General features: G+C 71.4%; 14 protein-coding genes. 10 read left to right on the top strand and 4 right to left on the bottom strand.

What is annotated here, in order from left to right; genetic code table 11:
- Positions 1–172 precede the first annotated feature (172 nt).
- Positions 173–1804, top strand: coding sequence for a phospho-sugar mutase (locus H293_RS0115415; RefSeq protein WP_020118761.1), 1632 nt, complete (start codon positions 173–175; stop codon positions 1802–1804).
- A gap of 181 nt (positions 1805–1985) precedes the next feature.
- On the opposite strand, the gene H293_RS0115410 is transcribed toward H293_RS0115415, so the two are convergent.
- Complete coding sequence (locus tag H293_RS0115410) at positions 1986–2657, bottom strand: PH domain-containing protein (protein WP_020118760.1); 672 nt, start codon at positions 2655–2657, stop codon at positions 1986–1988.
- Between the two features lie 110 nt (positions 2658–2767).
- On the opposite strand from H293_RS0115410, the gene deoC reads away from it, so the two are divergent.
- The 3 genes from deoC to H293_RS0115395 are packed head-to-tail and all read left to right on the top strand — an operon-like array spanning position 2768 to position 6076.
- Positions 2768–3727: a deoxyribose-phosphate aldolase gene (deoC, locus tag H293_RS0115405; protein ID WP_028807876.1), complete on the top strand. Its 960-nt coding sequence runs from the start codon at positions 2768–2770 to the stop codon at positions 3725–3727.
- Between the two features lie 5 nt (positions 3728–3732).
- Complete coding sequence (locus H293_RS0115400; RefSeq protein ID WP_020118758.1) at positions 3733–5181, top strand: aldehyde dehydrogenase family protein; 1449 nt, start codon at positions 3733–3735, stop codon at positions 5179–5181.
- The gene (locus H293_RS0115395; RefSeq protein ID WP_020118757.1) at positions 5174–6076 is read left to right on the top strand and encodes an aldehyde dehydrogenase family protein; all 903 of its coding nucleotides are present in this window, start codon (positions 5174–5176) and stop codon (positions 6074–6076) included. The genes H293_RS0115400 and H293_RS0115395 overlap by 8 nt, the downstream gene beginning before the upstream one ends.
- 74 nt (positions 6077–6150) lie before the next feature.
- Here the strand turns inward: H293_RS0115395 and H293_RS0115390 are convergent, their stop codons facing one another.
- Positions 6151–6546 (bottom strand): hypothetical protein, encoded by a 396-nt coding sequence (locus H293_RS0115390; protein WP_020118756.1) that lies wholly within the window; start codon positions 6544–6546, stop codon positions 6151–6153.
- A gap of 60 nt (positions 6547–6606) precedes the next feature.
- Between H293_RS0115390 and H293_RS0115385 the strand changes: the two genes are divergently transcribed.
- Positions 6607–7335: a uridine kinase gene (locus H293_RS0115385; protein WP_078612587.1), complete on the top strand. Its 729-nt coding sequence runs from the start codon at positions 6607–6609 to the stop codon at positions 7333–7335.
- Between the two features lie 219 nt (positions 7336–7554).
- Here the strand turns inward: H293_RS0115385 and H293_RS0115380 are convergent, their stop codons facing one another.
- On the bottom strand, positions 7555–8334 hold the full coding sequence (locus tag H293_RS0115380) for a SigE family RNA polymerase sigma factor (protein ID WP_020118754.1): 780 nt from the start codon (positions 8332–8334) through the stop codon (positions 7555–7557).
- Between the two features lie 229 nt (positions 8335–8563).
- Here H293_RS0115380 and afsQ1 point away from each other — a divergent pair, with 229 nt between their 5' ends.
- The 5 genes from afsQ1 (at position 8564) to H293_RS0115355 (ending at position 12406) form a co-directional block, all read left to right on the top strand.
- Positions 8564–9241: a two-component system response regulator AfsQ1 gene (gene afsQ1, locus H293_RS0115375; protein WP_020118753.1), complete on the top strand. Its 678-nt coding sequence runs from the start codon at positions 8564–8566 to the stop codon at positions 9239–9241.
- A complete protein-coding gene (locus H293_RS0115370; RefSeq protein WP_020118752.1) occupies positions 9238–10815 on the top strand; it encodes a sensor histidine kinase in 1578 nt (525 codons plus the stop codon). The genes afsQ1 and H293_RS0115370 overlap by 4 nt, the downstream gene beginning before the upstream one ends.
- Positions 10815–11468: a hypothetical protein gene (locus H293_RS0115365; protein WP_020118751.1), complete on the top strand. Its 654-nt coding sequence runs from the start codon at positions 10815–10817 to the stop codon at positions 11466–11468. The genes H293_RS0115370 and H293_RS0115365 overlap by 1 nt, the downstream gene beginning before the upstream one ends.
- Before the next feature lie 93 nt (positions 11469–11561).
- On the top strand, positions 11562–12113 hold the full coding sequence (locus H293_RS0115360; RefSeq protein WP_020118750.1) for a VanZ family protein: 552 nt from the start codon (positions 11562–11564) through the stop codon (positions 12111–12113).
- A gap of 92 nt (positions 12114–12205) precedes the next feature.
- A complete protein-coding gene (locus H293_RS0115355; RefSeq protein ID WP_020118749.1) occupies positions 12206–12406 on the top strand; it encodes a PspC domain-containing protein in 201 nt (66 codons plus the stop codon).
- An 80-nt stretch (positions 12407–12486) separates the two neighbouring features.
- Here H293_RS0115355 and H293_RS0115350 read toward each other — a convergent pair whose 3' ends face one another.
- Entirely contained in the window at positions 12487–12843 is a 357-nt protein-coding gene (locus H293_RS0115350; RefSeq protein WP_020118748.1) for a hypothetical protein, read from the bottom strand.
- Positions 12844–12912: the final 69 nt, after the last annotated feature.

Here is a 12912-nt window from a genome sequence, read left to right as displayed (position 1 = left end):
CGCGCTACACAAGCCCCCACCGGACCCGCAGCTGCGCCGCAGGCATCAGGGGCGCGGGGAACTGCGCAAAAACGCCCGCCCCCACCGAACCCGCACGGACCCACGGACCCACGGACCCACGGACCCACGGACCCACGGACCCACGGACCCACAACGAGAGGCTGACGCAACCGTGCAAGACGATCTCATCGCCCGGGCCAGGACCTGGCTCGCCGAGGACCCCGACCCGGACACCCGCGACGAGCTCGCCAAGCTCATCGAGGCCGGAGACGTCACCGAACTCGCCGCCCGCTTCGCCGGCACCCTCCAGTTCGGCACCGCCGGCCTCCGCGGCGAACTCGGCGCAGGACCGATGCGCATGAACCGCGCGGTCGTCATCCGAGCCGCCGCCGGCCTCGCCGCGTACCTCAAGAAGAACGGCAGCACCGACGGCCTCGTGGTCATCGGCTACGACGCCCGCCACAAGTCCGAGGACTTCGCGCGCGACACCGCGGCCGTGATGACCGGCGCGGGCCTCAACGCGGCGGTCCTCCCCCGCCCCCTCCCCACCCCCGTCCTCGCGTACGCGATAAGGCACCTCGGCGCGGTGGCCGGCGTGGAGGTCACCGCGAGCCACAACCCGCCCCGCGACAACGGCTACAAGGTCTACCTGGGCGACGGCTCCCAGATCGTCCCGCCCGCCGACGCGGAGATCGCCGCCGAGATCGCCGCCGTCCGCTCCCTCGACGACGTCCCCCGCCCCGGCACCGGCTGGGAGACCCTCGACGACAGCGTCCTGGACGCCTACCTCGCCCGCACGGACGCCGTACTCGCCGAGAACTCCCCCCGCACGGCCCGCACGGTCTACACGGCGATGCACGGAGTCGGCAAGGACACCCTCCTCGCCGCCTTCGCCCGCGCCGGCTTCCCCGCCCCGGAACTCGTCGCAGAGCAGGCGGAGCCCGACCCCGACTTCCCGACCGTCGCGTTCCCCAACCCGGAGGAGCCCGGCGCGATGGACCTGGCCTTCGCGAAGGCCGGGGAGACGGACCCGGACCTGATCATCGCGAACGACCCCGACGCGGACCGCTGCGCGGTCGCCGTCAAGGAAGCCGGCACCTGGCACATGCTGCGGGGCGACGAGGTGGGCGCCCTCCTCGCCGCCCACCTGGTGGCCCGCGGAGTGCGCGGCACCTTCGCCGAGTCGATCGTCTCCTCCTCCCTCCTCGGCCGGATCGCCGAGAAGGCGGGCCTGCCCTACGAGGAGACCCTCACCGGCTTCAAGTGGATCGCCCGTGTGGAGGGCCTGCGCTACGGCTACGAGGAGGCCCTCGGCTACTGCGTGGACCCCGAGGGCGTCCGGGACAAGGACGGCATCACCGCGGCCCTCCTCATCACGGAGCTCGCCTCCGGGCTGAAGGAACAGAACCGCACGCTTCCCGACCTCCTCGACGACCTCGCCGTGACCCACGGCCTGCACGCCACGGACCAGCTCTCGGTGCGCGTGGAGGACCTGTCGGTCATCGCCCGGGCGATGGAGCAGCTCCGCGAGCACCCGCCGACCGAGCTCGCGGGCCTGGCCATCACGAAGGCCGAGGACCTCACGCGCGGCACGGACAAGCTCCCGCCCACCGACGGCCTGCGCTACACGCTGGACGGCGCGCGGGTCATCGTCCGCCCGAGCGGCACCGAGCCCAAGCTGAAGTGCTACCTGGAAGTGGTCGTCCCGGTGGCCACCCACGCCGACCTCCCGGCGGCCCGCGCCAGGGCGACGGACCTGCTGACCGCCATCAAGCGGGACCTCTCTGCGGCAGCCGGCATCTGACGCCCGACAGCCGAGCTGAGGGGCGGCCCCGTCCCCCGTCCGGGCCGCCCCTCTCCGCCCAAGCCCGCCGTAACCCAGACTCACCCAGACTCACCCGGGCCCCACCCCACGGCACCCCACGACAACGACGGCACCCCGAAAGACCCGGCACCCCGTAAAAGCCCGGAAAGCCCGGAAAGCGTTACCCCATCGCCACCAGGATCGCCAGAAGCACCGCGCCCGCCACCGCCGGCCCCATGATCTCGTAGGCCCACCGCACGGACACCTCGCCCTGAGAGGTCTTCGCCTTCCCCCGGGCCTCCAGGATCTCGCGCAGTTCGTCCATGATCTTGTCGGTCTCGGCCCGGGTGGGCCCCTCCGGGACGGGCGTACGGTCGCCGAAGCCGTCCGCCTGCATGCCGCCGCCGAACAGGCCGAGGCCCCTGCCGGAGCGGCGGGCGTCGGACGGCCGGGCGGCCTGCCGGGCCGTCTGCCGCGCCGCCTTCTTGCGGCCGCGCAGGGAGACCGGGATCGCCCACAGCTGGTACTTGGCGCCGGACTCGACGAACACCTCGTTCGAGTAGCCGGAGCGGAACGTCTCGACCTGCCCCCACGGCACCACGATCACACGGAAGGGGTTGCGGACGCGCAGCCGGTCGTCGTTCGCGAAGACGGCCGGGCGCAGGGTGAAGGCGATCACCAGCGGTACGACGAGGATCAGGAGGGCGAGCGCGAGCCACGGTGTGCGGCCGGTGCCGGAGACGACGGCGTCGATACCGAGCCAGCCGATGATGACGAGGAGGAGGAAACCGCCGATCAACGCCATGGATGAGCGGTAGGTGCGGTCCCTGGACTCGGGGGGTGCGGTCGTCATGAGGCCGATCCTAAGCTCCGTCCGGCTTCGCGCCCGTGCGCGGGTGCCCTCGGAACCCGTTCTCCGGGGTGTACAGCCGCTACGCGCGTAGATATGCTCGTCTGGTGACCATGCCCACCACTGCATCAGCCGCACACCCGCTCACGGACGTGACCGCGTCCGACAGCAGTCTGCGCCGGTTCCTTCACGGGCTGCCCGGCGTGGACGCGGTCGGCCTGGAGGCGCGTGCCGCCTCGCTCGGTACGCGTTCCATCAAGACGACCGCGAAGGCGTACGCCATCGACCTCGCCATCTCGATGGTCGACCTGACGACGCTGGAAGGCGCGGACACCCCGGGCAAGGTCCGGGCGCTCGGCGCCAAGGCGGTCCGCCCCGACCCGACCGACCGGACCACACCCGCCGCGGCCGCGGTCTGCGTCTATCCCGACATGGTGGCCGTCGCCAAGGAGGCCGTCGCCGGTTCCGGCGTCAAGGTCGCCTCCGTGGCCACCGCGTTCCCGGCGGGCCGCGCCGCCCTGGAGGTGAAGCTGGCCGACGTGCGCGACGCCGTGGCCGCCGGCGCCGACGAGGTCGACATGGTCATCGACCGCGGGGCGTTCCTCGCGGGCAGGTACCTGAAGGTGTACGACGAGATCGTCGCCGTGCGCGAGGTCTGCGGCACGGACGCCCGGCTCAAGGTCATCTTCGAGACCGGCGAGCTGTCGACGTACGACAACATCCGCCGCGCGAGCTGGCTCGGCATGCTGGCGGGCGCGGACTTCATCAAGACGTCCACCGGCAAGGTCGCGGTCAACGCCACTCCCGCGAACACCCTGCTGATGCTGGAGGCGGTGCGCGACTTCCGCGCCCAGACCGGCGTGCAGGTGGGCGTGAAGCCGGCGGGCGGTATCCGTACGACCAAGGACGCGATCAAGTTTCTCGTACTGGTCAACGAGACCGTCGGCGAGGACTGGCTGGACAACCACTGGTTCCGCTTCGGCGCCTCCTCGCTCCTGAACGACCTGCTGATGCAGCGTCAGAAGCTGGCCACCGGCCGCTACTCCGGCCCCGACTACGTGACGGTGGACTGATCACCATGGCATCCGCATCCGCATCCGCTTTCGAGTACGCCCCGGCGCCCGAGTCCCGCTCGGTCGTCGACATCGCCCCCTCCTACGGTCTGTTCATCGACGGCGAGTTCGTGGAGGCCGCCGACGGCAAGGTCTTCAAGACCGTCTCCCCGTCGACCGAGGAGGTCCTGTCCGAGATCGCCCAGGCGGGCGAGGCGGACGTCGACCGCGCGGTGGGGGCCGCCCGCAAGGCCTTCGAGAAGTGGTCGGCGCTGCCCGGCTCGGAGCGCGCCAAGTACCTGTTCCGCATCGCCCGGATCATCCAGGAGCGCAGCCGCGAGCTCGCCGTCCTGGAGACCCTGGACAACGGCAAGCCCATCAAGGAGACCCGCGACGCCGACCTCCCCCTGGTCGCCGCGCACTTCTTCTACTACGCGGGCTGGGCCGACAAGCTGGAGCACGCCGGGTTCGGCGCGAGCCCGAAGCCCCTTGGCGTGGCCGGCCAGGTCATCCCCTGGAACTTCCCGCTCCTGATGCTGGCGTGGAAGATCGCCCCGGCGCTGGCGACCGGCAACACGGTCGTCCTCAAGCCCGCCGAGACGACCCCCCTGTCCGCCCTGTTCTTCGCGGACGTCTGCCGCCAGGCGGGCCTGCCCAAGGGCGTCGTCAACATCCTTCCGGGCTACGGCGACACGGGTGCCGCGCTGGTCGCGCACCCGGACGTCAACAAGGTGGCCTTCACCGGCTCCACGGCCGTCGGCAAGGAGATCGCGCGCACGGTCGCGGGCACCCGCAAGAAGCTCACCCTCGAACTGGGCGGCAAGGGCGCCAACATCGTCTTCGACGACGCCCCGATCGACCAGGCCGTCGAGGGGATCGTCAACGGCATCTTCTTCAACCAGGGCCAGGTCTGCTGCGCGGGCTCCCGCCTGCTGGTCCAGGAGTCGATCCAGGACGAGCTGCTTGACTCGCTCAAGCGCCGGCTGTCCACCCTGCGGCTCGGCGACCCGCTGGACAAGAACACCGACATCGGCGCGATCAACTCCGCCGAGCAGCTCGCGCGGATCACCTCGCTCGTCGACAAGGGCGCGGCCGAGGGTGCCGAGCCCTGGTCCCCGGAGTGCGAACTCCCGTCCTCCGGCTACTGGTTCGCCCCGACGCTCTTCACGAACGTCACCCAGGCGCACACCATCGCGAGGGACGAGATCTTCGGCCCGGTGCTGTCGGTCCTGACCTTCCGTACGCCCGACGAGGCGGTCGCCAAGGCGAACAACACGCAGTACGGCCTGTCGGCGGGCATCTGGACCGAGAAGGGCTCGCGCATCCTGGCGGTCGCGAACAAGCTCCGGGCCGGGGTCGTCTGGTCCAACACGTTCAACAAGTTCGACCCGACCTCGCCGTTCGGCGGATACAAGGAGTCGGGGTTCGGCCGCGAGGGCGGCCGCCACGGCCTGGAGGCGTACCTCGATGTCTGAGAAGTCCGAGCAGCAGCGTCTGTCTGTCTTCAAGACCTACAAGCTGTACGTCGGCGGGAAGTTCCCGCGTTCCGAGAGCGGCCGGGTGTACGAGGTGACGGACTCGAAGGGCAAGTGGCTGGCGAACGCACCGCAGTCGAGCCGCAAGGACGCCCGTGACGCGGTCGTGGCCGCGCGCAAGGCGTTCGGCGGCTGGGCGGGCGCGACGGCGTACAACCGCGGCCAGGTCCTCTACCGTGTCGCGGAGATGCTGGAGGGCCGCAGGGCGCAGTTCGTCCACGAGGTGGCCGACGCCGAGGGGCTGTCGAAGTCCAGGGCGGCCGAACAGGTCGAGGCGACGATCGACCGCTGGGTCTGGTACGCGGGCTGGACCGACAAGATCGCCCAGGTGGTCGGTGGCGGCAACCCGGTGGCCGGACCGTACTTCAACCTGTCCTCGCCCGAGCCGACGGGCGTGGTGGCCGTCCTGGCCCCGCAGGAGTCGTCGTTCCTGGGCCTGGTCTCGGTGCTGGCCCCGGTGATCGCGACGGGCAACACGGCGGTCGTGATCGCCTCGGAGCGGTCTCCCCTGCCCGCCCTGTCCCTGGGCGAGGTCCTGGCCACCTCCGACGTCCCCGGGGGCGTGGTCAACATCCTCTCGGGCCGTACGGCGGAGATCGCGGCCCCCCTCGCCTCCCACCAGGACGTCAACGCGATCGATCTGGCGGGCGCGGACGAGGTCCTCGCGAAGGAGCTGGAGATCGCGGCGGCGGACAACCTGAAGCGAGTCCTTCGTCCACAGCCTGTGGACGACTGGACGGCGGCTCCGGGCATCGACCGTCTGACGGCGTTCCTGGAGACGAAGACGGTGTGGCACCCGACGGGGTCGCTGGGCGCGTCGGGCTCGTCGTACTGAGCCCCTGAAGCCGGAGAGCCGCGCTTTCCCTCCGTCCGGTGGGGAAGGCGCGGCTCTCCGCCGTGGCGCCGGAGTCAGTTGCCCAGCAGTCCCGCCACCGACCCCACCACCGGCATGCTCCCGATCGACTGCGCCTGCGCGACCGGACCGGTGAGCGCCTGCGAGGTCAGCGGCTGGAAGTCCGCCAGCTGGGTCCCCAGCCCGTTGTCCAGCGGGTCCACGCCCGTGCCCGCCAGCGGGTTCGGCTTGAGGCCGGCGACCGGGCCGGTGACGTAGCCGACCGTGCCGGTGAGGGAGCGAAGTCCGGCCTGGGGGTCGATGTTGCCGAGCGAGGTGGGCCGGGTGTGCAGCACGTCGACAACCGGCTCGGTGTCCGCGGCGGCCGCCCCGGCACCTGCGCCGAGTGCGACACCCGCGCTCGCGAGGGCGGTGAGCGTGCGCTGGACGGTCGGGTTCGCGTGTCGGGCCATCGTTTCTGCCACCTTTTCCGTGCACTGGGTAAGCGTGTCGACACGAAGGGTAGTTGAGGTGTGACGCACGCTTCAAAGCCAACCCGCGGGGTCGATGAACAGCGGGTGAATGCCTCACACTGGTGTCCCGTGAGTCCCCAACCGCCCATACCGACGCGAGTCGTGCTGCTCTGCGGCCCCTCCGGCTCCGGCAAGTCCCTTCTCTCGGCCCGTTCCGGTCTTCCGGTCCTCAGGCTCGACGACTTCTACAAGGAGGGCGACGACCCGACACTGCCGCTGATGGCGGGGAGCTCCGACATCGACTGGGACCACCCCGGGTCGTGGGACGCGGACACCGCGGTGGCGGCGATCGTCGACCTGTGCCGCACGGGCCGTACGAAGATCCCGGTCTACGACATCTCGCTGAGCGCCCGCACCGGCGAGGAGGCGGTCGAGATGGACCGGACCCCGCTGTTCATCGCGGAGGGCATCTTCGCCGCCGAGATCGTCAACCGCTGCCGGGAGCTCGGTGTGCTGGCCGACGCGCTGTGTCTGAGCCGGGGCCCGGTGCGCACGTTCCGCCGCCGGTTCCTGCGGGATCTGCGCGAGGGCCGCAAGTCCGTGCCCTTCCTGCTGCGCCGCGGCTGGCGGTTGATGCGCCGGGAGCGCTCGATCATCGCCCGCCAGACCGCGCTGGGCGCCCACCGCTGCGGCAAGGACGAGGCCCTCGGCCGCCTGGCCACCGCGGCAGCGGGCCGCCGCCCGGCGGCGACTCCGGCGGCGACTCCGGTGGCGACTCCGGCGGCCTGAGCGGCCGGGAGCCCTGCGACAGGGCCGACTTCACCGTGGGCGAGAAGCTGGGAGGGCACACAGCAAAGCGGGACTGGACGGACCCCCCGGCCCTCCAGTCCCGCTTCTCGGTGCTTCCCCAGGTCCCCGTTGGTCCCCCGTGACCCCCGTTGATCCCCCCACGGGTACCGGCCCCCCAGCCGGTACCCCTGGCCCCCGTACCTTGCGTCCCCCCAACCCTCAGGCCACGAGCTCCCCGAAGGCGTTCTCCTCGTCACGGCCGAAGCTGAGGACCTCGTCCTCGCGCAGGCGGCGCAGGGACCGCCAGATGCTGGACTTCACCGTGCCGACACTGATGTCGAGGATCTCCGCGATCTCCGGGTCCGTGCGGCCCTCGTAGTAACGAAGGACCAGCATCGTGCGCTGGAGTTCGGGAAGCCGGGCGAGCGCCTGCCACAGGACCGCGCGCAGCTCGGTGCCGCGCATCGCGTCCGTGTCGCCGGGCGTCTCCGGCAGTTCCTCGGTCGGGTATTCGTTCAGCTTGCGGCGGCGCCACGCGCTGATGTGCAGGTTCGTCATGGTGCGGCGGAGGTAGCCCCCGACCGCGGCCTTGTCACTGATCCGGTCCCATGCCCGGTACGTCGAGAACAGCGCGCTCTGGAGCAGGTCCTCGGCCTCGAAGCGGTCACCGGTCAGGTGGTACGCGGTGGCGTACAGGGAGGCGCGGCGCTCCTGGACGTAGGCGGTGAACTCCGCCTCCGACAGCGAACGACGCTCCCCCGAGCCCTCCCTGTACGACGATCCCCCGTGCGTTTCCCCCGTGATGGTGTCAACCACCGACATGTACCCGGTGTGCTGACGCCCGGTGCCGCGAGCGCACCCCCGCCCTCCCCCACGCTCGGCTACGCTCGCGCGGGCGGGACCCCCATCGGCACCGGACTTCTCGGAACCCCGGCCCCCGTTCACGTCGTGCAGGCGCGTGACCACTGCGCTGGTGATGTTGCTGTGCAGCGTGCTCATCTCGCGCCCCCCGTCGTGGACTTCCGGTGTTTCGGTCTGCCGGGCGGTGCTGCCTTGCCCGTGCCGAAAAGCTTGCCCTCGCACCTTCATGGCCGTGTCCGCCGACTGTCACAGACCTGTCACAGGGGTCCGTCTCAGGAATTGCACAGAGCACCCACGGACGGGTGCCGTACGGACTGCGTGTCCCCACAGGTCGTACCGCACCCCCTCCATGGGCCAGAATGAGCCCGTGCCTTCCCTGTTGCTGATCGAGGACGACGACGCCATCCGTACGGCCCTGGAGCTGAGCCTCACGCGCCAGGGCCATCGGGTTGCCACCGCTGCCACCGGCGAGGACGGCCTCAAACTGCTGCGTGAGCAGCGGCCGGACCTGATCGTGCTGGATGTGATGCTGCCCGGTATCGACGGGTTCGAGGTGTGCCGGCGCATCCGGCGCACGGACCAGCTGCCGATCATCCTGCTGACCGCCCGCAACGACGACATCGACGTGGTGGTGGGCCTGGAGTCCGGCGCCGACGACTATGTCGTCAAGCCGATCCAGGGGCGGGTGCTGGACGCCCGGATCCGGGCCGTGCTGCGCCGCGGTGAGCGCGAGTCGACCGACGCGGCGAGCTTCGGCTCGCTGGTCATCGACCGCGCGGCCATGACCGTGACGAAGAACGGCGAGGACCTCCAGCTCACCCCGACCGAGCTCAGGCTGCTCCTTGAGCTGAGCCGGCGACCCGGCCAGGCGCTGTCCCGCCAGCAGTTGCTGCGGCTGGTGTGGGAGCACGACTACCTCGGTGACTCACGCCTGGTGGACGCCTGTGTGCAGCGGCTGCGTGCCAAGGTCGAGGACGTGCCGTCGTCCCCGACGCTGATCCGTACCGTGCGGGGCGTGGGCTACCGGCTGGACACGCCTCAGTGACCGAAGCACAAGGGGGGCTCCGCGACTGGTTCGCGGCTCGCAAGGGTGTGTGGTCACGGCTGCGTTTCACCAGCCTGCGGCTGCGTCTTGTCGTCGTGTTCGGCCTGGTGGCGCTGACCGCCGCCGTGTCCGCGTCCGGGATCGCCTACTGGCTCAACCGCGAGGCGGTGCTCACCCGCGCCCAGGACGCGGTCCTGCGGGACTTCCAGCAGGAGATGCAGAACCGCGCGGGCGCCCTGCCCGAGGACCCCACGCAGGACGAACTCCAGCAGGCGGCGGGGCAGATGGCGGGCAGCAGCCAGCGCTTCAGCGTGCTGCTCGTGGCCTCCGACACCAAGGGCCGGACGGTCTACGGCAATTCGGGTGCCCTGGACGGCTTCACGCTCCAGGACGTGCCCGTGTCGCTGCGCGAGGCGGTGAACGAGAAGCAGCAGGTCGACTCGGCCAACAAGTACGCCTACCACCTGTACTGGCAGCGGACCGTCGCCCACGACACCCCGTATCTGATCGCCGGGACACGGGTGATCGGCGGCGGCCCGACCGGTTACATGCTCAAGTCCCTCGAACCGGAGGCCAAGGACCTCAACTCCCTGGCCTGGTCGCTGGGTATCGCCACCGGGCTCGCCCTGATCGGCTCCGCGCTGCTCGCGCAGGCCGCCGCGACGACCGTACTGAAGCCGGTGCACCGGCTGGGGGTCGCCGCCCGGCGGCTCGGCGAGGGCCGTCTTGACACCCGGCTCAGGGTGTCGGGCACCGACGAACTCGCGGATCTGTCGAGGACGTTCAACTACGCGGCCGAGGCGCTGGAGAAGCGGGTCGAGGACATGTCCGCGCGCGACGACGCGTCCCGGCGGTTCGTGGCGGACATGAGCCATGAACTGCGTACGCCGCTCACCGCGATCACCGCCGTGACGGAGATCCTGGAGGAGGAGCTGGAGGCCGAGTCCGGCTCGATGGACCCGATGATCGAACCGGCCGTGCGGCTGGTGGTCAGCGAGACCCGCAGGCTGAACGACCTGGTCGAGAACCTGATGGAGGTCACCCGCTTCGACGCGGGTACGGCCCGGCTGGTCCTGGACGACGTCGACGTGGCCGACCAGATCACCGCGTGCATCGACGCGCGGGCGTGGCTGGACGCGGTGGAGCTGGACGCCGAGCGGGGCATCCACGCCCGTCTCGACCCGCGGCGCCTGGACGTGATCCTGGCCAACCTGATCGGCAACGCGCTCAAGCACGGCGGTTCCCCGGTGCGGGTGGCGGTGCGCGCGGCGGACGACGAGGTGGTCATCGGGGTCCGCGACCACGGCCCCGGTATCCCCGAGGACGTGCTTCCCCATGTCTTCGACCGCTTCTACAAGGCCAGTGCCTCCCGCCCCCGTTCCGAGGGCAGCGGTCTCGGCCTCTCGATCGCCCTGGAGAACGCCCACATCCACGGCGGCGAGATCACCGCGGCGAACTCTCCCGACGGGGGTGCCGTCTTCACGCTGCGGATTCCCCGGGACGCCTCGGAGCTGGCGGAACAGCTCATGGAGGCCAAGAGGGCCGACGACGGGGCGAAGAAGGGGGAGGCGTGATGCGCCCGCAGGGACGACGCGAGGAGAGGGCGGGCACACCGCGTGCCGGGCTGAACGTGCTGCGGCTGCTGGCGCTCCCGGTGCTCGGTCTGCTGGTCGCCGGGTGCGGGATCCGGCCCACCGAGGTGCCCACCGACTTCGGGCCCGCGCCCTCACGGGTGCGGTGTTCGCTGTCCGAGCCGGGCGCCGCGGAGCCGTCCTCGCACGGGCTGGCCGTACAGGTGTTCCTGCTGTGCGGGGCGTCGCTGGTGGCCGTGGACCGGAGCCTGAGGGTCCCGGACGGCACCGCCGACTCCGAGCGGCGGGTGCTGGTCGCGCAGGGGCTCCTCGACCAGCTCGCCGAGACGCCGTCGGCGGCCGAGCGGGAGGCCGGGTACCAGACGTATGTGCGCGGCGGCATGACCGTCAGCGGGCCGCGCCCCAAGGACCCCGAGGACACGCTCCGGCTGAGCACGCCGCCCGCCGAGCTCTCCGCCTACGCCCTGGCCCAGGTCGTGTGCACCTTCTCCGACTCGGCCGCGGCCGAGGGCGACGGCTCCGTCATCCTCGGCGGCCCTTCGACCGCACCGCTGCGCCGCTACGACTGCACCGACGAGGTCCGTGCCCAGCCGGGCAGCCACCAGCCGACGTCGGCCGAGGTGACGGGCGGCTGACGCGGAGCCGGCCGGCATGTGTGGCGCAGGCCTCACCCAGGTACCCCGGGGTGTTCCGGAACCGATCGTGCCGAGCGGGGCGTCTTGGGGATCGTGCAGCGTCAAGGCTTCGTCGGCGGCGATACCGTCCTACGCGTCCGTGTGGCAGGAGGTGCCCTCCTGGTCGCACACCTCGCGTTCGTCGCCTGGTTCACGCTGCGGCCGCTGGACGTGCCCTGGGTCGTCCCCGCCAACCTGCACCCCTTCGCCGGCATCCGCGCCGACCTGGCCCTCGGCGGGCAGCAGGCGGCCCGCCGGATCGGTGAGGGGCTCGCGCTGCTGGCCCCGCTCGGCTTCCTGCTCCCGATGGTGCACGGCCGGCTGTGGGCGTCCCCGGTCGGTTCCCTGATCCGCACCTGTGCCGCGGGCGCGCTGATCTCCCTGGGCATAGAGCTGCTCCAGACCGGCGTCCCCGGCCAGGTCGTCGACATCGACTCCCTGTTCCTGAACACCGCGGGCGTCGCCCTCGCGCACCTCGCGGTCGTACCGGCGGTCCGCCAGTCGCTCCGCCGCAGGACCGAGCGCCGCCGGCGCACCACCCTCCGCCAGGAGGAGCCGGCTCAGGGTCGGACCCCGACGATTCCCAGGGTCGGGATCGCACCGTAGAGCGACGCTTTGTGGCGTTCGTCTCCGTAGCGTTGAAGACAGCTGGAGAGGGTCACTCGGACCCGACCACCGACGCTCACGAAGGAGCCGCAATGTCCCGCCTCGCCCGCCCCACCGACGGCCGCATGATCGGCGGAGTGTGTGCCGCGCTGGCACGGCGCTTCGGCACCTCCGCGACCACGATGCGCGTGATCTTCCTGGTGTCCTGTCTGCTGCCGGGCCCGCAGTTCCTGCTCTACATCGCCCTGTGGATCCTGTTCCCCTCCGAGGAGAAGGCGCGGACCGCCTGGTAACGCCCTGGACGAGTACGCCGGTGGGGCGCACCCCGAGATCTCGGGGTGCGCCCCACCGGCATGTACGAGGAGCGGCGGGCTCAGCCGAGCGGCAGTCCGTTCAGGCCGGTGCCGCTGCCGGGCAGCACCTGGCCGATCGGCAGGCCGCCCAGGAGACCGGCGACGGGCCCGGTCGGGCCGTCGGCGAGGACCTTCTCGACGGCGGGCTGCGCGGCCGACAGGCCCGTGCCGATCGCCGGCTGGGCCTGCGACAGCGCTTCACCGGCGCCCGGCAGCGACTTGGTGACGTTCTCGGTGGGGAGCCCCTGGGAGACGGAGCCGAGCGCCTGGGTGGCGTCCGGGACCGCCGGAGCGGCGTTCGCGGCACCCGCGCCGGCGGCGGCGAAGGCGGCACCGAGGGCGGCGACACCGAGGGTCTTGGCAGCAGACTGCTTCATGAAATGCGTCCTCGAAATGGGTTTGCGGGATGTCAGCGGTCCATGACCGTAAACACGGGAACCCACCCG

This window comes from Streptomyces canus 299MFChir4.1, from assembly GCF_000383615.1.
Taxonomy (GTDB): Bacteria; Actinomycetota; Actinomycetes; order Streptomycetales; family Streptomycetaceae; genus Streptomyces; species Streptomyces canus_C.
Note: the sequence above shows the minus strand (reverse complement) of the source record. Positions and strands in the feature narration are given on the sequence as shown.

Coding starts and splice junctions, on each gene's coding strand:
- H293_RS0115365 (WP_020118751.1), top strand. CDS start 10,815: ATGCGCCCGCAGGGACGACGCGAGGAGAGGGCGGGCACACCGCGTGCC.
- H293_RS0115410 (WP_020118760.1), bottom strand. CDS start 2,657: ATGACGACCGCACCCCCCGAGTCCAGGGACCGCACCTACCGCTCATCC.
- H293_RS0115350 (WP_020118748.1), bottom strand. CDS start 12,843: ATGAAGCAGTCTGCTGCCAAGACCCTCGGTGTCGCCGCCCTCGGTGCC.
- H293_RS0115355 (WP_020118749.1), top strand. CDS start 12,206: ATGTCCCGCCTCGCCCGCCCCACCGACGGCCGCATGATCGGCGGAGTG.
- H293_RS0115390 (WP_020118756.1), bottom strand. CDS start 6,546: ATGGCCCGACACGCGAACCCGACCGTCCAGCGCACGCTCACCGCCCTC.
- H293_RS0115380 (WP_020118754.1), bottom strand. CDS start 8,334: ATGAGCACGCTGCACAGCAACATCACCAGCGCAGTGGTCACGCGCCTG.
- H293_RS0115395 (WP_020118757.1), top strand. CDS start 5,174: ATGTCTGAGAAGTCCGAGCAGCAGCGTCTGTCTGTCTTCAAGACCTAC.
- deoC (WP_028807876.1), top strand. CDS start 2,768: ATGCCCACCACTGCATCAGCCGCACACCCGCTCACGGACGTGACCGCG.
- H293_RS0115400 (WP_020118758.1), top strand. CDS start 3,733: ATGGCATCCGCATCCGCATCCGCTTTCGAGTACGCCCCGGCGCCCGAG.